At 61.8% G+C, this 21,906-nt stretch carries 13 protein-coding genes; 7 read left to right on the forward strand and 6 right to left on the reverse strand.

Going from position 1 to position 21,906, the window contains the following annotated elements; all coding sequences use genetic code 11:
* Positions 1–170: 170 nt before the first annotated feature.
* A complete protein-coding gene (locus LRO94_RS06270; RefSeq protein WP_032891870.1) occupies positions 171–2,582 on the reverse strand; it encodes a glucose/quinate/shikimate family membrane-bound PQQ-dependent dehydrogenase in 2,412 nt (803 codons plus the stop codon).
* Positions 2,583–3,027: 445 nt separating this feature from the next.
* Positions 3,028–5,046 carry a TonB-dependent receptor gene (locus LRO94_RS06275; RefSeq protein ID WP_179179477.1) on the reverse strand — a complete coding sequence of 673 codons (2,019 nt, stop codon included), beginning with the start codon at positions 5,044–5,046 and terminating at the stop codon, positions 3,028–3,030.
* 150 nt (positions 5,047–5,196) lie between these two features.
* Between LRO94_RS06275 and LRO94_RS06280 the strand changes: the two genes are divergently transcribed.
* Together LRO94_RS06280 and LRO94_RS06285 are read left to right on the forward strand one after the other, a co-directional pair.
* The gene (locus tag LRO94_RS06280; protein ID WP_016977534.1) at positions 5,197–5,430 is read left to right on the forward strand and encodes a VF530 family protein; all 234 of its coding nucleotides are present in this window, start codon (positions 5,197–5,199) and stop codon (positions 5,428–5,430) included.
* Between the two features lie 4 nt (positions 5,431–5,434).
* Positions 5,435–6,058, forward strand: coding sequence for a Pr6Pr family membrane protein (locus LRO94_RS06285; protein WP_032891866.1), 624 nt, complete (start codon positions 5,435–5,437; stop codon positions 6,056–6,058).
* Position 6,059: 1 nt separating this feature from the next.
* Here the strand turns inward: LRO94_RS06285 and LRO94_RS06290 are convergent, their stop codons facing one another.
* Together LRO94_RS06290 and LRO94_RS06295 are read right to left on the reverse strand one after the other, a co-directional pair.
* On the reverse strand, positions 6,060–6,827 hold the full coding sequence (locus tag LRO94_RS06290; protein ID WP_032891864.1) for a siderophore-interacting protein: 768 nt from the start codon (positions 6,825–6,827) through the stop codon (positions 6,060–6,062).
* The gene (locus LRO94_RS06295) at positions 6,824–7,363 is read right to left on the reverse strand and encodes a PadR family transcriptional regulator (RefSeq protein WP_032891863.1); all 540 of its coding nucleotides are present in this window, start codon (positions 7,361–7,363) and stop codon (positions 6,824–6,826) included. The genes LRO94_RS06290 and LRO94_RS06295 overlap by 4 nt, the downstream gene beginning before the upstream one ends.
* Positions 7,364–7,858: 495 nt before the next feature.
* Between LRO94_RS06295 and LRO94_RS06300 the strand changes: the two genes are divergently transcribed.
* The 5 genes from LRO94_RS06300 to LRO94_RS06320 all read left to right on the forward strand — a co-directional run bounded on the left by LRO94_RS06300 (position 7,859) and on the right by LRO94_RS06320 (position 13,558).
* Complete coding sequence (locus tag LRO94_RS06300; protein ID WP_032891862.1) at positions 7,859–8,359, forward strand: CS1 type fimbrial major subunit; 501 nt, start codon at positions 7,859–7,861, stop codon at positions 8,357–8,359.
* 119 nt (positions 8,360–8,478) lie between these two features.
* A complete protein-coding gene (locus tag LRO94_RS06305) occupies positions 8,479–10,998 on the forward strand; it encodes a CS1-pili formation C-terminal domain-containing protein (protein ID WP_032891861.1) in 2,520 nt (839 codons plus the stop codon).
* 216 nt (positions 10,999–11,214) lie between these two features.
* Positions 11,215–12,246: a hypothetical protein gene (locus LRO94_RS06310; RefSeq protein ID WP_326490174.1), complete on the forward strand. Its 1,032-nt coding sequence runs from the start codon at positions 11,215–11,217 to the stop codon at positions 12,244–12,246.
* 62 nt (positions 12,247–12,308) lie between these two features.
* Positions 12,309–13,070: a pilus assembly protein gene (locus LRO94_RS06315; RefSeq protein ID WP_032891860.1), complete on the forward strand. Its 762-nt coding sequence runs from the start codon at positions 12,309–12,311 to the stop codon at positions 13,068–13,070.
* Positions 13,071–13,072: 2 nt separating this feature from the next.
* Positions 13,073–13,558, forward strand: a complete 486-nt coding sequence (locus LRO94_RS06320; protein ID WP_233896968.1) for a CS1 type fimbrial major subunit — start codon at positions 13,073–13,075, stop codon at positions 13,556–13,558.
* A 4-nt stretch (positions 13,559–13,562) separates the two neighbouring features.
* Here the strand turns inward: LRO94_RS06320 and LRO94_RS06325 are convergent, their stop codons facing one another.
* Positions 13,563–18,557, reverse strand: coding sequence for an NEL-type E3 ubiquitin ligase domain-containing protein (locus tag LRO94_RS06325; protein ID WP_179179476.1), 4,995 nt, complete (start codon positions 18,555–18,557; stop codon positions 13,563–13,565).
* A gap of 99 nt (positions 18,558–18,656) precedes the next feature.
* Positions 18,657–21,779, reverse strand: a complete 3,123-nt coding sequence (locus LRO94_RS06330) for a transglycosylase domain-containing protein (protein WP_179179475.1) — start codon at positions 21,777–21,779, stop codon at positions 18,657–18,659.
* Positions 21,780–21,906: the final 127 nt, after the last annotated feature.

The following is a 21,906-nucleotide window of genomic DNA, read 5'->3' on the forward strand; positions in this document are numbered from 1 at the left end:
CGGCAAGCGTGGGAGGGGGATTGCTCCCGATAGCAGTGCGCTAGTGACATGAGCATTGGCTGACCCACTGCCATCGGGGGCAAGCCCCCTCTCACATTTTGATCTGTGTTGTTTATGAAAAAGGCGGCTACCTGTGAGGGTAGCCGCCTTTGTTTTGCCGCCGGTAACGCTTAATCCGGCAGTTTGAACGCCATTACGTAGTCACCCTGTTTGGTACCCAGGGAACCATGACCACCCGCCACGACCAGCACGTACTGCTTGCCGTCCTTGCCGGTGTAGGTCATCGGTGTGGTTTGCGCACCCGCTGGCAGGCGGCCTTCCCACAGTTGCTTGCCGTTTTTCACGTCATACGCACGCAGGTACTGGTCGAGGGTACCGCTGAGGAAGGACACGCCACCGGCGGTGGTGAAGGTGCCGCCCAGGCTAGGTACGCCCATGCTCAGTGGGATCGGAACCGGCGAGCTGTCGCGCACGGTGCCGTTCTTGTGCATCCAGATGGTTTTGTGGGTGGTCAGGTCGACCGCTGCCACATAACCCCACGCCGGTGCCTGGCACGGCAGGCCCATTGGCGACAGCATCGCTTCCAGGATCACGCCGTACGGCGCGCCTTTGTTCGGCTGCACGCCTTCGGTTTCGCTGACGCGTGGACCTTGCTTGGCGATGTCGGCAGCTGGGATCAGCTTGGACTTGAACGCCATGTAGCTTGGGTTCACGAAGGCGATCTGGCGCACTGGATCGACAGAAATGCCACCCCAGTCGAACACGCCGAAGTTACCTGGGTAAACGATCGAGCCTTGCAGCGATGGCGGGGTGAACGGACCGTCGTAGCGCATGGATTTGAAATCGATGCGGCACAGCAGTTGGTCGAACGGCGTCACGCCCCACATGTCGCGCTCTTTGAGCGGCGGCGGCATGAAGTTCAGTTCGGACTTCGGTTGGGTAGGGGAGGTACGGTCGCCCGCCACTGCGCCCTGCGGAACAGCCACTTCATGGATCGGCACGACCGGCTGACCGGTTGCGCGATCCAGCACGTAGATGCTGCCTTGCTTGGTCGACGCCATGACGGCCTGCTTCACGCCGGCTTCGGTCTTGATGTCGATCAGCGACGGCTGGCCGCCTACGTCCATGTCCCACAGGTCATGGTGAGTGAACTGGAAGGTCCACTTCACATGGCCGCTGTCGATGTCCAGGGCGGTCAGGCCAGCGGCGTATTTTTCGGAATCGTCGGTACGGTCGCCGCCGTATTGGTCGGGCATCTGGTTGCCCATCGGCAGGTAAAGCATGCCGAGTTTTTCATCCACGGCGAACATGGACCACATGTTCGGCGAGTTACGGGTGTAAGTCTTACCCTCGGCCAACGGGGTGGTGTCGTCCGGGTTGCCGCTGTCCCAGTTCCACACCAGCTTGCCGGTGTGCACGTCGAACGCGCGGATTACGCCGCTTGGCTCGTCGACCGAAACGTTGTCGGTGACGTGACCGCCGATCACGACCAGGTTCTTGGTCACGGCCGGTGGCGAAGTGGAGTAGTAACCACCTGGGGCGAAGCTGCCGATGTTGGCACGAAGGTCGACCTGGCCTTTGTCGCCGAAGTCTTCGCACATCTTGCCGGTGTCGGCGTTCAGGGCGATCAGGCGGGTGTCGGCGGTCGGCACGAAGATGCGTTTCGGGCAGGCATTCGGCGCAGCAGCCGGGCTGGCGCTGCCGGTTGGGCTCTGCTCGGAAGCGTAGACGGCGTCATCGTGATACGACACGCCACGGCAGGTCATGTGCGCCCAACCTTTGAAGTTCTCAGCGCCTTGGCTGCTGATCTTCGGATCGAAGCGCCAGATTTCCTTACCGGTGTCCGGGTCCAGGGCAATCACTTGGCTGTGCGGCGTGCACACGTAGAGCATGCCGTTGACTTTCAGCGGGGTGTTTTCCGCGGTGGTCTCGCCTGGATCGTTCGGGCCAGGGATGTCGCCGGTGCGGTACGTCCACGCCGGAACCAGCTTGTGGGCGTTTTCCGGGGTGATCTGCGCCAGTGGCGAGTAACGATCACCAAAGGCCGAACGACCGTAGGAATTCCAATCGCCATCAGCCTGGGACGGCGCAGCATTGGCCATGCCCGGCACCGCGTCGCGGTCCAGTTGGCCTTTGATCTCACCGGGGTTGGTGAATTGGCTGGCAAGGGCGGCAGCGCCGGCCAACACCACGGCCACGCTCAGCGCGCCAGTGCCCAGCGGGGCAGGTTGGCCACGCAGCAACGGACGGCGAAACCACGGGAGCAACATGACGATGCCGAGGGCGAACAGCAGTGCCAGACGTGGCACCAACTGCCACCAGTCCAGGCCGACTTCCCACAATGCCCACACGGTACTGGCAAACAGCACCAGCGCGTACAGGCCCAGCGCTGCGCGGCGGGTAGCCAGCAGCAGGACGCCGGTGAGGGCGATGCCAATACCGGCCAGCAGGTAATACAGCGACCCGCCGAGCATCGTCAGCTTAATACCGCCGGCCAGCAGGGCCAGGCCCATGATCAGCAGCAAGACGCCTAGCAACCTGGGCAGCAGGCGGCTTGGGCTTGAAGCACCATCAGTGCTCATAGTGTGTTTCTCCGTGACGTTGGAATAATTGTGTAACCCCGTGCTTCACTCACTGTAGATGACGATTCGGCACAGGCTTGGTTCAGCGTTAATTCGGTTTTTCTGAGGATTGCGAGGGTTATCCACAGGCGGGCGATTTATACCCAGGCGCAGGTCGGTGTAAGACAGCGCTGTCTTGGTGTGTGGGAATATTCAGCAAGATGGGGTCGACCGGGGAGTGAAACGTTTCAGGTTATTGCCGACAAGGATAAAGCGCGGACGCGTCGAGAGAAAGCGCAAATCGCAAGATGCATCATTTCCGATTTGGTAACAGTGACAGAACGTCGCTGCACAATAAGTGTGGGAGAAGGCTTGCTCCCGATGGCGGTGGATCAGACACCGTTGGGTTATCTGACCGATTGCCATCGGGAGCAAGCCCCCTCTCACAAGGGGTTAGCAGTGTGCGTCAGAAGGTGGTGCGGATGCCGAACTGCACACTGCGACCGGGTGCCGGTGCGATGTCCCGCAGGATCGAGCTGGCATAACGCACAGTCTGGTTGGTCAGGTTTTCACCGTTCACAAACGCTAACCACTGGCTGCCACCGACATTGAAGTGATACCCCGCGCTCGCGCCCAATGTGGTGTAACCGTCGGTGCCGCTTTCGTTATCCGGCACACGGCCTTGGCCTGCCGCGTGTTCCACGTCGATGCGTGCCTGCCAGCGGTCGAGTTCCCACAGTAATCCGCTGTTCAAACGCAGCGGCGCAATGCGCGGCAAGGCGTCGCCGGTGTCGAGGTTGGTGGCGCGGGTATAGTCGCCCGACAGCTCCAAGGCGAATTTGCCGTAGGCGCCTTCGCCGAGCTTGATGTGATCTTGAGCTTCAAAGCCGGCGAAACGTGCACGCACGCCGGAATATTCGTACTCAGGAATGCCATTCGCGTCTTCTTCACCTTCGTCGTTCAGCGTACGACCCGTTCCCAGCAAGCCGATGTAGTTGGAGAAGCGGCTGTAGAACACACCGAAGCTGCCCTTATGCGTGCCATTGTCAAAGCGCAGGGCCAGGTCGCTGGACACGGCTTTTTCTTTCTTCAGGTTGGCATCGCCCAGTTCGTAGGTGCCGGTGGCGACGTGGGCGCCATTGGCGTACAGCTCGTAGAAGGTCGGCGCACGTTCGGTGTAGCCCAGAGTCGCCGCCAGGGACCAGATCGGCGTCAGCGTATACACCGCACCCGAGGACAGGCTGCCGGCGGTGAAATCGTTGGTTTTGTCGGCGCCGGCAAAGCGCGCGTTGCCCTTGGCATCCGGCTCGACGCTGGTGTGTTCCAGGCGTCCGCCAAGGCTGAGTGCGAGGCGCTCGGTGGCCTGCATTTCTTCGAGGATAAACAGCGCGCCGGCGTTGGTGTCGGTCTGCGGTACGAAGGCTTCTTCGCCCAGGGCCGAGAACTCGTTGCGGGTCACTTGGGCGCCGACCACGCCATCGAACGGGCCGATGGGCTGGTGACGCGCTTCGACGCGGGCTTCATAGCCTTTGTTCTTGAAGATCGTACCGGTTTCGCCGCCTTCGATTTCGCGGTGCTCGTAGTCGGTGTAGCCCGCGTCGAGTTTCACCGAGGTAAATGGGCCTTGCAGGTTGCGGATCTCGGACGCAAAGGCATAGTGATCCTGCTTCATGCGGATGCGCACGTCCTGTTCGGCCGGCGAGCCGTAGTTGGCGTCGTAGCTGCTGTAGGACAGCCCGGCGTAACCGTCGTCCCACGTGTAGGAACCGCCCACCGCGCCACCGTCCTGACGTCCGTCGCTGTTAACCAGGCGACCGTTTTTGCCGGGTCCGTCTTCGCTTTCCGGTGCATGGCGGCTGCGGGCCTGGCCGGGGATTTTCAGGTCGTTGAATTCCCGTGCGTTGGCGTCCAGGTGCAGGGCGAACGTGCCGTTGCCGGCTTCGAGTTTGCCCGCGCTGCTGCGTGTAGTGTCGGCGCCGCCATAACGCAGTTCACCGGCGCCGTGGATGCCTTCAATGGCTTCGGTGGGGATGCGGTTGTCGAAGGTGTTGACCACGCCACCGATGGCGCTGCCGCCGTACAGCAATGCAGCGGGGCCGCGCACGATCTCGATGCGTTCGACGTTGACCGGGTCCAGCGGCACCGCATGGTCATAAGACAGCGACGACGCGTCCAGCGCGCCCACGCCGTTGCGCAAGATACGAATACGATCGCCGTCCTGGCCACGGATGATTGGCCGGCTGGCGCCTGGACCAAAGTACGAAGACGACACACCCGGCTGCTTGTTCAGTGTTTCGCCAAGGCTGCCTTTTTGTTGCAGGGTCAGGTCATCGCCTTCCAGCACGGTGGTCGGTGAAGCGAGTTGCTGGCTGCCCAGCGGGTTGCCGGTGATGACTTGGGGTTGCAACTCCAGGGCGTGGGCTTCGGAGCTGATCAGCAGGGCGGCGGCAAGCGGGGTCAAGCGCCACAGAGAAGAGAGGGACATCGGACATTCCTTGGCAAAACGACGAAAAGATTTGAAAGTTATAGTTACAATATAACATCTCTTTTTCGCGAGCCACGGGAACTTTTTATCCCTGAGCGGAGGGGGTGATAAGGTGTGCGCCTTCGTGATTACTTTTTTCATAGGCCTGGCATGACCGCGACAAGCAACGACCCCCTTCACGGTGTAACCCTGCAGCACGTCCTCACCACCTTGGTGGAGCACTACGAATGGGAAGGCCTGGCCGAGCGCATTGATGTGCGGTGTTTCAAGAGCGACCCGAGTATCAAGTCGAGCCTGACGTTCCTGCGCAAGACTCCGTGGGCGCGGGAGAAAGTCGAAGGGTTGTACGTAAAGCTGATGCGCACCAAACGTCCGCTGGATTGAATCCATGAAGCGGTTTATAGCGGCGACAGCACTGGCCGGTTGGGTGGGGTTGGCGATTCAGCAATACCTGATTTTCTATTCGCGCTGGTCCAGCGGCGCAAGCTTGCTGGGCGGGCTGATCAACTTTTTCAGTTTCTTCACTGTGCTCACCAACACCCTGGCGGTGGTGGTGTTGAGCTATGCCTTGGTCCAACGGGACTCGGCGGCGAAGCGGTTTTTTCTCAGGCCGGCGATCAGCAGCGGTATCACGGTGAGCATTCTGGTAGTGGGCTTGGCCTACAGCCTGTTGCTGCGGCATTTATGGCAGCCCGAAGGCTTTCAGTTGATCGCCGATGAACTGCTGCATGACGTGATGCCGGTGCTGTTTTTGATTTACTGGTGGCGGTGCGTGCCCAAGGGCAGCCTTCGCCTCAAGCACATCGGCGCGTGGATGATTTACCCGCTGGTGTACTTCGCTTATGCGCTGCTGCGCGGGGATTTGCTCGGGCAGTATCAGTACCCGTTCATCGACGTGGCCACCCTTGGTTATCCACAAGTGTTCGTGAATGCCGGGGGGATTTTGGCGGGGTTTGTGCTGATCGCGTTGGCGGTGGTGGGGCTGGATAAAGTTATCAAGCCCCGACCTTGATTCACGCTTCTTCACTGCCCTCGGCGCGCCAGTAGCCGACGGCCTTGAGGAACGTTTCATCGACCTTGTGCGTATCCAGCAGCACCCGGCGTACCTGGCGCGACACTTTGGTTTCGGTCGCGACGAAGCTGTACAGCGAGCCGCTCGGCAACGTCAGGTTCTGCACGGTTTCCAGCAGATCATCCTGGCCGCGAATGACCCAGATCACCTCGACATCGGCCTGACTGTGCAGGACCTGTTTTTCTGCGGTATTCGCGATCTCGATCACCGCCAGCACCTTTCGCCCGGCCGGCAGTTCTTCCAGGCGACGACCGATGGCCGGCAGCGCGGTTTCGTCGCCGATCAGCAGGTAGCTGTCGAACATATCCGGCACGATCATCGAGCCCCGTGGCCCGCCGATGTACAGGTGCTGACCCACCTTGGCCTGCTCGGCCCAGGTGGAGGCGGGGCCGTCTCCGTGCAGCACGAAGTCGATGTCCAATTCGCCAATGTCCAGGTCAAAACGCCGTGGCGTGTAGTCGCGCATGGCCGGCTGCGGGCCGTCTCCCTTGATGCTGAACGTCGGGCTTTCCAGCGCCGCTTGCTCGGCGGCATTCTGCGGGAACAGCAGCTTGATGTGATCGTCGCTGCCCAGGCTGACAAAGCCCGCCAGTTCCGGCCCGCCCAGGGTGATGCGGCGCATGCGCGGAGTGATGTCGACCACGCGCAGTACGTCGAGGCGGCGGCGTTTGATTTCGTGGGTCACGCGGTGGATGGCTTGTGTATTCATTGGGCTTTCCCGTCGGCAATAGCTTGGGCGGTGCCGTTGAGCAGCGCCGCGACACGAACGATTTCTTCCGGGCTCCAATGCCCGTGGTGCGAATGCAAGGCGTGACGCAGGTTGTGCACCGCCTCGTGGATTTCCGGCGGGCGATCCTGGCCGCGCAGCGAGCGCTTGCTCACCTCCATGCGCTGGCGAATGCCGTCGAGCGCCACCGCCTGTTCGCTTAAGAAGAGACGACCGGCGTCGGTGATTGTGTAGCGTTTTTTTCCAGCGTCGGCGTCACCGCTGATCAATTCGCTCTCTTCGAGGAAGGTCAATGTGGGGTAGATCACCCCGGGGCTGGGGCTGTAGGCGCCGTCGAACAGGGCTTCGATCTTGCGGATCAGGTCGTAGCCGTGGCAGGGCTGTTCGGCAATCAATGCCGGCAGCAGCAATTTCAAATCACCCGGGGCGAATACCCGTGGGCCGCGGCCGGCACGTTCGCGGCCTGGACGTTTCTCGAAGCCGTCACCGGGTTCACGGTGGGAATGATGGTCTCTCATTGTCATGCTCTCCTTGTGTGGATAAGACATAACGTAAGATATATCTTAATAGATGCATAGCCACAGACGACCAACGGTCAGTGTGGCCTATCGCACATTGCAAGCATTTGGATTGACTTATTAGTGGTGCGGCGATCCAACTAAGATTAGAGTTGGAACTCGTACTTTCAAAGAGCCTTTTATAACTTCTGTTTTTTTATGTGTGGTGTTTTTCCTACGGAATATTCACAACGAACGTTGTTGAATAATTCATGTAGTCCATGTCTTACGGAGAAAATTAAAGTTTTGGCAAAGTGCCATATTTTTCTGTATTTGCCCGTATACATTGGCTACGAAGGCATGGGAAGCAGCCTGCATACCTGTTTTTAAAGTTAGTGGATCATTCCTCTCGCGTTGCACTCACTTACGTCTCGCTGCAGCGGACCTCATTGTGTGTTGAATTCACTGTTCAACTTTCAATGGGGCACTAACTTGTCCTCAAAACAGGAACTCATCATGTTCAAGAAGTTTGCAATTGCTGCTCCATTGGCCTTTCTGGCATTGAACGCCTCGACGGCCTTCGCTGCCGGCGAAGCCAACCACACCGTCAACATCAAGGCGAATATCCCTACCACGGTGTTCCACGCGCAGCCACGTGATCCGAACTTCGGCCGCGACGAAACCCTGACCTACAACATCGTCAGCGGTGAGCTGGCGCCGTTGAGCGCTATCTACGACCTGAAGAACACCAGTGGTTCGGTCCACGCCTACATCGAAGGCGGCCCGGCTGTTCTGTTCAACGGCAACGTCGCGCAGAACATCCCGCTGACCACCACCCTGCACGGCGTTGAACTGACCGGCACGCCAAAAGAAGTGGTGAACGAAGCCGACTCCACCCCGGGCGTGGGGGCTGAACTGCGCATCGTGGCAGCCAAGCCTACGGCCACCCAGCGTGGTGCCTACACCTCCGCTGTGGCGCTGGTGTTCGATGCGGTGCCGCCAACGCCAGCACCTTGATGGTGTAGGTGCCCGCCGGGCTTTCTTGCCCGCGGGCATTTGCGTTCGGGCCGGCCGATTTTCCCCCATTGGTCGGCCTGTTTTTTATCAAGTCTCCTGGCCCTCAGAGAGTTCCTTTCATGTTCCCGATGACGCCCATCGCGGTTGCGCTTGCGCTAGTGATTTGTACGAGTGCCTTGGCCGCGCCCACGTCAGGCACCGTCACGCCTGGCAGTTTGTTGACCCAGGCTCAGGGTTTGCCTGCCGGGTTCGGCGACCATTTTTTCGACGTACCGCTGGCGGTACAGGTCGAACTGGATCAGCAACCCCTGGGGGAAGCCTTGATTGTGCTGTCCCAGGACGAACGGGTGACGCTGCTGGAGTTCACCGATACCGGCGACAGCAAAGTCCCCGCCACCACCCGCGACACCTGGCAAGCCTTGCTGGAGAGCGGCGTCGGCCTTGGCGCATGCACCCAGGCGTGCCCGCAGCAACTGGTGTCAGTGCACTACAACCTGGAAAGCTCGCTGCTGTCGATCATCACCCAGAACGTCGAACACACCAGCGACGCACCGCGTTTTCACGCGCAGCCCGAAGGCGGTAGCCGTGGTTTGATCATCAACAACCAGCTCAACCTCAACGGCGGCCAGGAAGAAAACCTGGGCGGACGTTATGGTCTGCAAGCCAGTGCCAGCCTGGGCAATTGGACCCAGGTGTTCAACTTGCAGCTGGCGCGCCAGAGTGGCGACGAAGAACAACTGCGCCATGCAATCCATGAGCTGTATACCCAGCGAGAACTGGAAGGCCAGTTTTTGCGCCTGGGCCATTTCACCCCCAATTCCGACGGCCTGACCCGGCAGTTGCGCAGCTTTGGCGCCAGCCCGGATACCGCGTTAGGCGTCATGTACGGCAGCTCCGACAGCCTGGCGATCAACAATGCCAAGGCCAGCGTTTACCCGATCTACGTCACCGCCAATCGCCAGGCCGCCGTGGAGATTTACCGCAACGGTCTGCTGATCAACACCCAGGCGGTCGCGGCCGGTTTGCAAACCCTGGACACGCGACCGTTGCCCGGCGGCATCTACGAAGTCGAAGTGCGCCTGGTGGAAGACGGCCTCACCGTCAGCACCTCCCAAGAGCTGGTGTACAAACCCAGCAACTGGCGCAACGTCGATGACCGCTGGCGCTACAACGTGTTTGCCGGACGCGAAACCAAGCTGTTCAGCAACTGGGATGAACAGTCTTCCGGCTCGATCACCGCGGGTGCCTCGGTCAATTACCTGGTGCATCCCCGGGTGATTCTCGGCCTGTCGGCGCGGGAAGTGCGTGAGCAACTGCAATACGGCGGTTCGGTGGACTGGACGGTGGCCAACAACACCAGCCTCTACACCAACCTCTACCAGACCCGCGAACACGGCACCGGCCTGGACGTTCAGGGCCTCTACACGTTTGGCGCCACCAACCTGGTGCTCAGCCATAACCGCAGTTGGCTCGACACCCGCGACACCTTCGAGACCCTGCCCGACGGCACCCGCCTGCGGCGCAACACCTTTGTTGGCCAGACCAGTAACTCGGCACTCTCGGTGAACCACCGGGTCGACGCGCGCAATTCCTGGAACCTGCGCCTGTCCCACAGCGAGGGCAATGCCGAAGGCGCCGGGCTCGACCTGGGCTGGAGCCGCCGCGACACCTTGTGGGGCAGCGACGCCAACTGGCGTTTCTCGGTGTTCGACCGACCGGGCACGTCCGGCACCAACGACAAGCGCAACCGCGGCGTGGACCTCTCTGTGAGCCTGGCCCTGGGCGGAGATGGCCGGCAGATTTCCGGCAGCATCGGCACCCGCACCGCGCGGGACGGCGGTCGCGATAACAATGCGTCGGTCACCGTTCGCCAGGACCTCACCGACCACCTGCTGCAAAGCGTCTCGGCCACCGCCATCACCGACACCTATGGCGTCGGGTTCTCGGGCATGGCCAGTTTCGACAGTGATGTGGTCAGCGGCGACGGCTTTATCCAGCGCAGCTCGTTCAACGGCGACCTCAGCGGCGGCCTGAACCTGCACAGCACCTTCGTTGCCGGTGGCGACCAGATGCTGATGACCAGCCAGTACCAGAGCAATGGCGCGGGCATGATCGTCGACGTCGAAACCGATCTGGATGAGATCACCCTGCGTGCCGATGACTTCAGCGGCGGCGGCGCTATCCTGCGTCCTGGGCGCAACTTCGTACCGGTGGCGGCCTACAAGAGCAGCACGGTGAACTTCGACTTCGACGGCAACCATCCACCGGCGGCCAATATCCAGCCGGCGCGGACCACCTACCACCTGAACAAGGGCGGGGTGGACTACCGGAAAATCACCGTCATGAAAACCGTGTCGGTACTCGGGCGCCTGCTCGATGCCCAGGGCCAGCCGCTCAGGGGGCATCACGTGATCAACCACGCCAGCCGTGGGGTCAGCGAGGCCGACGGGTTCTTCTCCATGGAAATGAGCGCCAGCTCGCCAACCCTCGAAGTGCGCTACCGCAACCAATTGCTGTGCCAGTTCCGCCTGGACCCGGCCACCTCCGCCAATGAACAGGACGTGTTGATGATCGGTGACCTGCGCTGCACGCCGGACACCTTGGCTGAAAACACTTTCCAGACCGAGACCGCTGGTTAAGGACGTCTTATGAAAAAGCAGTTTGAGCGAAATGTGTTTGGCCTTTTGTTGGCAGGCTTATTGGGGGCGTTGTTTGCAGAGCCCGCGAGCGCGCTCAGCCAAAACATTACCGCTGTTTTCCGGCCTGATCCTGCAAACCCGATGAAAAACGATTTTGTGAACACGACGCCGGTGACGGGCATTTGTGCAGGGCACATGCCCGTGCGGTGCAAACAGATGGGAATTTTCACCATCCGTATTGATGACGCGTTTCGAGCGACCGCTATTGCGCCCATTGAGGCGTTTCACGAAGACCCGCGCAAAGGCGCAATGTGGCAAGTGCCTTCGCAGTGGCGCGATGTACAGGTCACCCATGCGCGCACCGGCGAAGTTGAGACGGTGCAAATGCGGATTGCCGGCATTGGGCACCGTTGGGATATTCGACCGAACACCAGCGCATGGGCACGGCCAGGTTTTTCCTGGCAAGGACAGTGGATGAGCGCTCCTGCCCCTTGCCAGAGCACCGGGTTCCTTACCGGCGCTTCATCCCTCGCCTTATTTTTCTGGCTGGTGCCGGAAAACGCTGGTGTGTGCAGTCGTTTTCCCGGAACCACCATCACCTATTTCCAATATCGCACTCTCGAATTCGCCTATGCGCTCAAGACCCCAAACCCGTTGGGCATGTCATCGGGTGAGTACACGGGCAGCCTGACTTACACCATGGGGCCGGGTTTGGATTTCGACTTCGGTGATGTGGTCATCCCGAATGACTCGCAACTGACGCTGAATTTTAATCTGTCGGTGGAGCACGACTTAAAAGTCGACCTCCCACCCGGCGGCAACCGCATCGAACTGATTCCCGACGGCGGCTGGCAAGCCTGGCTCAACCGTGGACGCTCGCCCACGCGGCTGTACCGCGACCAGACCTTCCGCATCGCCGCCAGTTCGCGTTTCAAGATGCAGTTGGAATGCTCGATCGTAATGGGCAACACCTGCGGCCTGCGCAACGCCAATGGCGATGAGGTGCCGTTGCAGGTCGCCGTGACGCTGCCCAGCGGCATCGATGGGCGCGGTAACCAGGCCGTGCTCAAGCGCCCGTTGCGCCTGGACGGTGACGGCACCGAACTGTTCCAGCCGCTGTTCTACGTGAACGACCGCCCGGGCACCTTGCACTTCGAGGTGTTGCGCGACGACATGGCCGACATGCTCAACCAGCCGGGCAGTACCTATTCGGGCGTGGCGACCGTGATCTGGGACTCGGAAATTTAGATCGGCCCCACTCCAACGGCGGGCCAGGCCCGTCGCAGTCAATCAACGAGGCGAAGTAAACGATGAAACAAGCAGTGTTATGGATCGGGTTGTGCCTGATGTCGCTCACCGTCCAGGCCGGGCCGCTGATCAACGTCGGGGTGGTTTACGACTACCTCGAAAGTGATCGCAGTTCCTACCTCAAGCGTGTGTTCAATGGCGGCACCAGCACCGCGTTCATCAAGGTCAACGTGTTGGAAATTGTCTACAACGCAGATGGCACCACCCGCGAAATCCCGGTGCCCTCGATCATCGATGACAAGGGCGTCACGACCAGTCGCGACGGCCTGATGGCCAGCCCGTCGCGACTGATCGTGCCGGTAAATGGCCGACAGGGCACGCGCCTGTTGTACATGGGCCCGCGCGACAAGGAACGCTATTTCCGCCTGCGCTTTATCCCCGTGGTCCCGGAAAAGGACGACAACTTCGGTATCAGCGACGAGGAGCGCGCCGACTACAAGGATCACCTGGCGGCCGGGATCAACGTGATGGCCGGCTACGGCACGGTGTTTTTCGTACGGCCCAAGGATGCGCGGTTCGACACCCGCATCAACGAGAGGCCTGACCAATACCAACTGCGTAACGCGGGCAACAGCACCGTGGTGCTCGACGAGTTCCACGACTGTTCGGTGACCAACCCCACTGACTGCGTGCCCACCACCAAGCACCACATCCTGCCCGAGCGACAACTGACGTTCGAGAAAAAACCGGGCCGGCGCTACAGCTTCGTGCTGGTGGAAGGGCTGGATAAAAAACCGCTGAAGGTCGAGAAGACTAACGGGTGATCATGATGTTCAAGCAGCTGACAAGATTCGGTGTACTGGCGGCCTGCATGCTGGCGGGCGCACCCACCTCGGCGATCCAGGAACGTCACTCGTTCGATGTCTCGGTGACCATCCCGGTAAATGAAGCCTATGTGCTGCCGTCCGAACCGGACTGGATGGGACAGGACCAACTGCTGGCGTGGAACCTGGTGACCTCGCAACTGAGCCGCCTGCGCAAGAACTTCGACGTCAAGCACCTCAACGGCGGCGTCGCGGCCCGCCTTGGGGCCGAGCCGTACTTGTTTAACGGGCGTAATCGTATCGACCTGCAGGTGCAGTTCAACCAGGTAGCGCTGACCCTCGACCCGGTGGAAGTGGTCGGCGCCGCTGAAGCACGAGTGGGACGCCGGGCCGAGCTGGACATCGCCGCCGTAGAGCCCGAAGGCGGCTATCGCGGCGGCGAGTACTACGGCACGGTGCACCTGGTGTTCGATTTCCTGGCGCCGTGATTGCCTACTCAGTGCTGGCCTTGAGCAAGGCTTCACGGGTCAAACGCCGCGCCAGCTCGTTATAGTCATGCTGGATATGGTCGTAGAAACCCAGCACCGTGCTGTCTGAAAACGCCTCTTCAGTAAGCACCACGCTGTAAGGGATCACCAGATCGTCGGCCAGGCGGGTCAACTGCTCGCGCACACTGTCTGTCGGCGCAGCGACCCATTGCTCGTGCAATTCGAGCAGGTCCTGCAGGTGGCTGCCGGCCTCCGTGCGCAGCCTGCGCTGGGCGTTGAAGGCGCCCAGATAGGCCTCGTGCAGATAATCGCTCCAGAACGGCTGCTCCAGCAGGCCATTGATCAGACCATCGCCTTGTTGCAACTGGCGAATGGCGTGCGCCGCTCGGTCGAGATGGGCCTGAGTGACCTGGGCCGTGTTGCGATACACCATGTGTTCAGACAGCCATGGCAAGTCCAGGCGTGCCTTCAGCCCAGTTTGATAGGCGAGGTACACCTGCACGTCATCCACCTGGCCTTGACCGATGCCCAGTGTTTGTCCCAGGCCGCCTTCGTTGATCGGCAGGGTACGGCGCCGCACTTCTTCGCGGGCCAGGCGGTTGACTTGGTCCAGGCGCCAGGCTTGCCGCGCCAGTTTTACCAGGCGGCTTTCGCGCTGGAGCAAAGCCAGTGGGGCGTCGTCCTTGAGGATCTGCTCAAGCAGGGTTTCGACGCCCATGCGATTGAAGATATGCGCGCCGGCATCCGCGCAATTGGGCGGCGTCGCGGCCAGGCTGAAGATGCGTTCACGAAAGCTCGGGTTCTGGTCCACCGTGAACAGCAACTGCCACACCCGGATGGCCAAATCTTCCCGCCCCTGCTGGAACAGTTGCGCGTCGATCTCGGTCTGGAACTCCACGGGTGGACGCAGCAGTTTGAACAGGTCAAACAAGCCCTGGGAGCCATGCTCCTGTTCCACGTCCTCCCAGACTTTGATGGCCTCGTCGCGCGCGTCGCCGCTCAAGCCAATCAGCCAGTATTCACGGTCGGACGGCTTGCTGCGCGGCGTGGTGCGGTAGGGATCGAAACCGAAGGCACGCCGATACGCGACCACGCGATCTTCGTCTGCCGGTTCCAGGCGGCTGCGGTCGAGCCAACTGCTGGCGACGATGCGCGCGCCCACCGAATCTTCGGCGAACGGTGGAACGCTGGTGATTCGGGTGTGGGTCAGGTCCAACTCAGGGATGGCCAGCCTTGGACTGTCGAGGCCCGCCGGCCATTGGCTGATGCCTGTCCTGCGCAAGGTCAGTCGCCGCAGTTCGGGCAGCGGGCCGATGTCCGGCGGCACGCTCATCAATGCGTTGCCCTCCAGGTTCAGCGAGCGGAGCAAGGGCAGGTGCTTGAGTGCCTCGTAGTCGTAGCGGCCCCAGCGGATAGGGTTGTCGCGCAGGTTCAGCGCGGTCAGTGCTTTCATGTCGGTCAGTTGGGACGGCACGCCGGTCAGTTCATTCTCGGACAGGTCGACGATGCGCGTGGCGGGGAAATTGTCGAGAAAGCCCATTTCCTCGTCCTTCAGACGCGTGCCGCTCAGGTTCAGGCGGGTGACATGGCTGAAGTCCGCCCGCAGCGGCTCCATGTGTTGCACGTAGCGCCCCAGCACCAGATTGCTCAAGTCCAGGAGCGTGCCGCGCGGCTGTGGTTGTGGCGGCAACATGCGCAGGTAGGCGCCGTCTTCCCAGCAGCTTTGCAACTCTTTGATGATCAGCCCGCGCATGAGCAGCTCGTTTTGCGCGAGCACGCTGCCGACCGCGCCGAGAGGACGCTGTTTGCGGAGGCTGCGCAAGTCTTCGTCCAGCAACCGGTGGTCGGCCTCCAGCGTGCCCAGCAGCGCCTTACCTTGCGCAGTGTTGAGGAACGGCGTAACGCTGGCGATCTCTTCTGCGTTCAGCCGTGGGCACAGCTTGGTCAGGGTCTCTGCGGGCGTCGGTGCCGGGGCGGTTTGCCTGCGAAACAGGCGGCGGAAGGCCTCGAAGCCAGGTTTTTGCAGCAGGCGTTGGGTGCTGCGGTCGTCGGCCAGGCGCCCGGTCGGCGGTTCCAGCAGGGTGCGGCGCACGGCCAATGGTTCAAGTTGCGCCCTGAGCCAGGCCTTGAGGTTTTCACCCTGGCCAGGGCGCAAATCAACAGCCCCGTCAGGAAGCACGCGCAATAGCGCTTCGAAAAAACGGTAGTGCGCGGGCGGTGTCGACGCCGGTACCCCGTGGATCTGGTAGCGACCCTGACCTTGGTAGATCAGGACTTTCTGTGTGGTGGCCGCCGCCGGGCCTACCCGACACCGCAAGGCGCCCTCCGGCGATTGCTCATGGATGGCGATACTCAGGTCCCCCAAAGCATCGGTGTTCAGACGCAGGAGATTGAGGACCATGCGCTCGGTGTCCGGCGTCAGCAGGGCATCGTCATGCAAGCCTTCACTGGCGTGGCTGGCGCGGACTTCGTTGGCCAGTTCCCGGGCGAGGTTTTTCAGGCGCAGAGGGATGCGCTGTTCACGGCTCATCACGTCCAGTTCCTGGGGCGATGTGCGCAGTAGCAGCGTCGTCACCAGCTCTGCGGGCAACTGCGGGAACTGCTGTTGAATCAGTTGACCGTGAGGGGTGTCGAGCACTTCGCGTGCGCTGTAGAGGTGATTGAACATCGCAACGGTGTGTGGCGTGAGCCGATCGGCCAATTGGTTGCGCAGCGCCGCGACCCGCGCGGTTTGTGTCTCGGGCAGGGGCGAGGGCAGCAGGGCGTCGAGTTCCTTTTCGTTGAGAAACGCGAGGACTTGCTCCGGCAACGAGCCGGCCTGCACCTGCGCATGGCTGATGTTCAGGGTGTCGGCGGGCAACGCATCGGCGGCGCCATAACGCATGGCGTAGCCGCTCAGGTCCGGTTCGATGAACACGTCGATGGCTTTGTGCGACGGCCAGCCAGGTAACTCAGTGGTGGTTTGCACCGACCAGTTGGTCGGCAGCTCGGCCGGGGCGCCGGTGCGGATGCGCTGGGGTGTCTGTTCGACGTGCCGACGCAGTTGCAGGCGCTTGAGGCTGTCGGCCAGCAGTGGCGGAGGAGGGGAGCGGTCGGCATACATCATGCGCAGGGCGCCGTCGTGAGTTCCGCTGGTGGCGCAGGCTTGTGCCCGTTGCGCGGGAGTGAGGCCTTCCACCAGAAGAGGACCAAGGCGCTCGTGCAGCGTCGCGCTGTCCCAGGTGCGCGGGTCTTCACCTTCATGCAGCCAGGCGCCGTTGTCATTGTGTTCGAGTCGCGGGGAATAGGCCTCGGGGCGGGTCGGGTGCTGGATGCGGTAGGTGTCACTGGCGGCCTCGTGCGCGACCACGTAATGGCGGTCCTTCAGGCGCAGGATGCGTTGGTCCTGATGCTCGTGAAGACCCAGCGCGTCGGGCTGTGCATCGGCCGGCAATTGCAGATCATGCCGGGCATAGGGCGCCAGATCCGGGTTCCACAGGCGTGGTTGCCCGTTGACCTCGACCACCCGCAGATCATCGACGAACAGTGAGCGCCGCAACGCACCGCCCACGGCGGCGCCGGCGGCAAACGTGCCCAGTTGCACCACCTCGCTGGTCACGCTCACCACATGTTCGGCGGCTTCGCGATATTGGCCCTCGGCCAGGTCGACGACCCCTTCAATGATCTCGCTGCTCAATTGATAAACGGTGTAGGCCAGCATCAACTCACCGAGAAACGGCACGAACGGCGTGATCACCATCAGGGCGGCGTTGAAGATATCCGTGATCATTTTCGTGGCGTTGTCCCACCAGGCCCAGCGCTCGGCGCTGTCTGCATCGGAGGTGGACACCGCCATGCTGCGCCCGTCATTGAGGATTTTATTCAGCGCCTGCTGGTAGCGGTGTTCCCACAGGTCTGCGTCGATCCTGTTGGCTGAAAACGGCAGCCGTTGGCCCAGCCCGGCAAAGAAGTGCCCGCGTCGGTTATGCCCGACAAACTCGCTGAAGAACTGCTGGTAGGTTTGCTGGCCGCGTGACGGGATCGCTGCGTTGGCGTGCAGCTTGCGTGTCAGATCCGTCATGAACGCCACGCTGGAGTCGTATTCCTTGACGGGACTTTCGGGGTCATGAGGGATGTAGGCGATCAGTTTCGACACGCTGGACACGCGGTCCAAATCCGCCGCAATCAGCAGTATGCCGGCCAGTGGCGCATCCAGGATGTTCAAACGGTAGAACTGCAGCACCCCACGCTCACCGCGCAGCGCTTGCAGCAGCACTGCGCACGCCGCGGGCCCCAGGTCCTTTTTCAGCACGGCCAATTGCGCGGCAGCCTTGAGCGCGGCCTTTTGGCTGGCAATGATGCGGGTCTTGAGCGTGGCACGCAGGGCCAGGTCGGTCGGCAACAGATGCTGGTTCAGGTGCTGTTGATAGCGGGCGCCGAGGTTCAGTTCGCGGCACAGCGTCTTGAAAAGCAGAAGGGGCATTCGCTCGGCCAGTGGCAGGATGTCGAAGTGGCCTCGGGCGTCCGGTTGGGTGATATAGCAGGAGTCTTTTTCAAAGCTTTCACCGGCGGCGAAGTTATGCAACGCCGCATCCAGCAACGACACTCTGCGGGTGGTCGCCCCCTTGGAAATATCCAACGCATACCAGGGCAGTTGCGTGGGGATATACAGGTTGAGGTAGGTGGTTTTGACGTTCAGATCCAGGCCGTGTTTTTCGCGGATGGCCTCCTGCAACAGTGGCTCGGAAAAACCATACAGGTCCTGCACGTCGCGAAGGTGTTGGTCCACGGCGTTTTGTGCGCGCCAGCCCTCGGCATTCGCCAGCTGCAGCGTGGTGTGTTGATCGGGTGAGGCGCTGGCGTACCAGTCCGGTCGGGACAGCGTGGTGCTGTTGAACAGGCTGATTCGGGCGGGGACGGCGGTGGTGAGCCAGTCGGGAATTCTCTGCTGGATCAGCGCGTAATGAGGCCCCTTGTAGGGCGTTGCCAGAGGACTGGCAGAAGGGGGGGATTCGGGCATGCAATGGCGCTCGCTAAGGGATTCGAAGCCATTAGCGTATCCACTGAAGACTAGAACAAAAGCTCAAAATCCTGGGCGGTTCGGTGCGTTGAGCACCCGTTATTCGAATGAAAGATGCGCATAACTAACACCCTGTTTCGGCGGTTGGCACAGGGTCTGCGCGTCGGGTTGCAGGTAAGGCGTGAGGATCGGTGCCATACCCTTGAGCACCTGCACCGGCAGCGCCGACGTGAACGTGAATTGCTGCGCCGAACTGCCCGGAACGAATGCGGTGAGGGTGCCGAAGTGGTGCTCGCCGATATAGAACACGAACGTCGCGGTGCGGTTGATGGACTTGGAACTGAGCACACGCCCACCGGCGCCGATGGCTTCGATGCGGTTGTCGCCGGTACCGGTCTTGCCGCCCATGATCAAGGGTGTGCCGTCAGTCAGCTTGAAACTGCCGGCCACGCGTTTGGCGGTGCCGGCGTCCACCACTTGCGACAGCGCGCCACGCAGGGCGGTGGCGACTTCGCTGGGCATCACGCGTTTGCCGCGATCGGGGTTGTTGACCAGGCGGGTTTCATAGGGCGTGTCGGCGGCAAAATGCAGGCTGTCGATGCGCAGGGTCGGTTCGCGCACGCCGTCATTGAGGATGATCCCCACCAATTCCGCCAGCGCAGCGGGGCGGTCGCCGGAGCTGCCGATGGCCGTGGCCAGCGATGGCACCAGATGGTCGAAGGGGTAGCCGACTGCCTGCCAGCGCTGGTGAATATCCAGAAACGCTTCGATTTCCAGCATGGTGCGGATGCGACTGTCACGGGCGCTCTTGTGGCGGCTCTTGAACAGCCAGCCATAGACTTCCTGGCGCTCATGCTCACTGGCGGCGACGGCCTGGGTGAAGGTGGCGTCGGGGTGTTCCAGCAAGTAGCCGAGCAGCCACAATTCCAGCGGATGGACCTTGGCGATGTAGCCTTGGTCCGGCAGGTCGTAGGCGCCCGGGCCGTAGGCCTGATAGAGCTTGGTCAGGCGCTCGTCGCTGAGTTTTTCCGGTTCCTTGCTCTTGAGGTGAGCGCGCACGAACCCATTGAAACTCTGCTGGCTGGCCTGGGGCAGCAGGTAGCGGTGCACGGCGGCCAGGCGTATGGCGGTGGGGTGCATGCTGTCGAGGAAGGTGTCGAGCCGCGCCTGGGTGTCCTTGTTGCGGTAGCGTTTCCAGAAACGCAGCAGGAAGGTGGTGCCCTCACGGTCGGCGAACTGGGCCAGGTATTCCTGGCGGCGCGGGTCGCTGTCGTCCTTGAGCAACTCGGCGCTGTTGTTGGGGCCGTGGTAGGTGCTGTAACGCACCAGGTCGCGCATCAGGCGAATGAACGGCAGGTTGATCGACTCGCGCAGGGCATCGCGCAGGCTCGGGCTGCGACCATTGTCTTCGTTGCGAAAATTGTGGAAGCGGTGCAGGCCGCCACCGGTGAAAAAGCTCTCGCCAGGGCTGGCGGAATACTGCCGGTCGAGGGCTGCGTCGAGCATCTTCGCCAGGCTGCGGTCGGTGTTTTGCGCCAGGTAGTCCACGGCCCAGCGCGACAGGCGATCCTGCTCGTCGACGCTGACTTTTTTCAGTGCGGCGGCGGGCTGTGCGCCATAGCGATCATGCAGTTCGCTGATGATCTGCAAGTAGGTGGTCAGTACCCGTAGCTTGGCGGTGGAGCCCAATTCCAGCTTGCTGCTCTCGTTGATGTCGAAGGGTTGGTCGGTGTTGTCGGTCTGCACACGCACCCGTGCGCCGTCGGCGGTCATCTCGTAGAGGGTGAAGCTGTAGCGCACTTGCGCGGTGCTGGCCGGCGTCAGCAGCCGTGGCCCGAGCAGACCCAGTTGCGCGGCGAAGGCAGGGTCAGCGAGCTGCTTGAGGTAGGCGGTGGCCTGGGTTTGCAGGTCGTTCTGCAAGGTGCTGGTGGCGGCCAGATCGAGGCGGTCGAGGTCGTACAGCGATCGGTTGAGCAGCGCGGCCAGGCGACTGCGCGCAACGCTGATGCCCTTGTTGGTCTCGATCGGTTGCAAGGTCGGTTGCTGCTGCCAGTCGCGGTACGTCACCTGACTCGCCAGCGCGGCATCGGCCAGGGCCGGTTCGATGACGCCGTTCTGTTTGAGCAGACGCAGGTGGCTGTCGGTCAGGTCCGCAAGTTCCGGGCGGCCTTTGGACAAGTAATGGGACGGCCGGCGCTGGGCAATCATCAGCGACAAGACTTCGCGCAGGGCCACACCTTTTTGCTCGAGGTTGCCAGTGCCGGCGTCGGCCAGCAGCGCATTGGTGCGCTTGAAGTCGGCGCCGTACCACACCCGCAGACCTTCGGCCATGCCGTGCACTTCACCATGGCCAGGCACGGCGGACAGCGGCACGCTGTTGAGGTAATCGCGCACGATGTTCTGGCGCGCGAGCAAGGTCTGCGGGCCGTCCTGGTAGGCGCGCACGCTGGCAGAAAACATCTGGCGCAGCTTCTCGCTACCGGACAGGGTCAGGCCGTCGGGGGAGTGGCGGTATTTTTCCAGTTGGGTGGCGAGGGTGCTGCCGCCGGCGCTTTGCCCGGGCAGGTGCAGCACGCGGGCGACTTGCGACCACGCGGCCTTGGCGAAGCGCGGCCAGTCCACCGCCGGGTTGGCCTGGGGCTGTGCGGGGTCCAGCAGGTCACGGTTTTCGATGAACAGCAGGCTGCTGACCACCACCGGCGGGATCGCGGTGAAATCCGGGTAAAACTGCTGGGGGTAGCTGAACTGGTACAGCGGCGTGGCGCGGCAGTCGTTGATCGACAGGCCGGCCTGGATTTTTTCGGCGTAGGGCACAAACAGCCCGTGGGCGGTGTAGTCCATCAAGGCGTCGGAAAACTGCGCCTGGCTCTGGATCAGGAAATTGCGCTTGAGCAGGCGTGGCAGGAATTCATCGATGGCGCTGTAGCCCAGGCGTTTGTCGAAGGGCCCTTCACCGGGGTACACGATGCGGTCGCTGGCGCCGGGCTCCACCGTGTAGCTGAGGGTCGTGGCCAGACGGCTCAGTTCGCGGGACTGCCAGTCGGCGCTGCGCATTTCGCGCTGGGCGACATACGCTGCGGCGATCAGCGCGATCACCAGTAGCAGCCACACCATTCGCCACCTGTACAACCGCTTGCGGGGGCGTCGTGGCAATGGCTGTTCATCCTCGCTGTCGGCAGGCGCCGCAGCTTTGGTTGAATCGGTTTGCCATAAAGCGCCCATAGTCGATTGATCCCATCCCGGCAGATTGATCGGACTTGTCTCAAGCGTAGACGCTGATTGGCTTGCGTGAGGAATTTGTCGACCGGGCCGGGCATGGGCAAAGCCCGATGACAGCGTAGGTGGCTTG

The sequence above is a fragment of the Pseudomonas sivasensis genome (assembly GCF_021391435.1).
Classification (GTDB): domain Bacteria; phylum Pseudomonadota; class Gammaproteobacteria; order Pseudomonadales; family Pseudomonadaceae; genus Aquipseudomonas; species Aquipseudomonas sivasensis.

Bases quoted from the DNA above. Each gene is read 5' to 3' on its own strand.
- LRO94_RS06270 (WP_032891870.1), bottom strand. From the start codon at position 2,582: ATGAGCACTGATGGTGCTTCAAGCCCAAGCCGCCTGCTGCCCAGGTTG.
- LRO94_RS06275 (WP_179179477.1), bottom strand. From the start codon at position 5,046: ATGTCCCTCTCTTCTCTGTGGCGCTTGACCCCGCTTGCCGCCGCCCTG.
- LRO94_RS06280 (WP_016977534.1), top strand. From the start codon at position 5,197: ATGACCGCGACAAGCAACGACCCCCTTCACGGTGTAACCCTGCAGCAC.
- LRO94_RS06285 (WP_032891866.1), top strand. From the start codon at position 5,435: ATGAAGCGGTTTATAGCGGCGACAGCACTGGCCGGTTGGGTGGGGTTG.
- LRO94_RS06290 (WP_032891864.1), bottom strand. From the start codon at position 6,827: ATGAATACACAAGCCATCCACCGCGTGACCCACGAAATCAAACGCCGC.
- LRO94_RS06295 (WP_032891863.1), bottom strand. From the start codon at position 7,363: ATGAGAGACCATCATTCCCACCGTGAACCCGGTGACGGCTTCGAGAAA.
- LRO94_RS06300 (WP_032891862.1), top strand. From the start codon at position 7,859: ATGTTCAAGAAGTTTGCAATTGCTGCTCCATTGGCCTTTCTGGCATTG.
- LRO94_RS06305 (WP_032891861.1), top strand. From the start codon at position 8,479: ATGTTCCCGATGACGCCCATCGCGGTTGCGCTTGCGCTAGTGATTTGT.
- LRO94_RS06310 (WP_326490174.1), top strand. From the start codon at position 11,215: ATGGGAATTTTCACCATCCGTATTGATGACGCGTTTCGAGCGACCGCT.
- LRO94_RS06315 (WP_032891860.1), top strand. From the start codon at position 12,309: ATGAAACAAGCAGTGTTATGGATCGGGTTGTGCCTGATGTCGCTCACC.
- LRO94_RS06320 (WP_233896968.1), top strand. From the start codon at position 13,073: ATGATGTTCAAGCAGCTGACAAGATTCGGTGTACTGGCGGCCTGCATG.
- LRO94_RS06325 (WP_179179476.1), bottom strand. From the start codon at position 18,557: ATGCCCGAATCCCCCCCTTCTGCCAGTCCTCTGGCAACGCCCTACAAG.
- LRO94_RS06330 (WP_179179475.1), bottom strand. From the start codon at position 21,779: ATGGGCGCTTTATGGCAAACCGATTCAACCAAAGCTGCGGCGCCTGCC.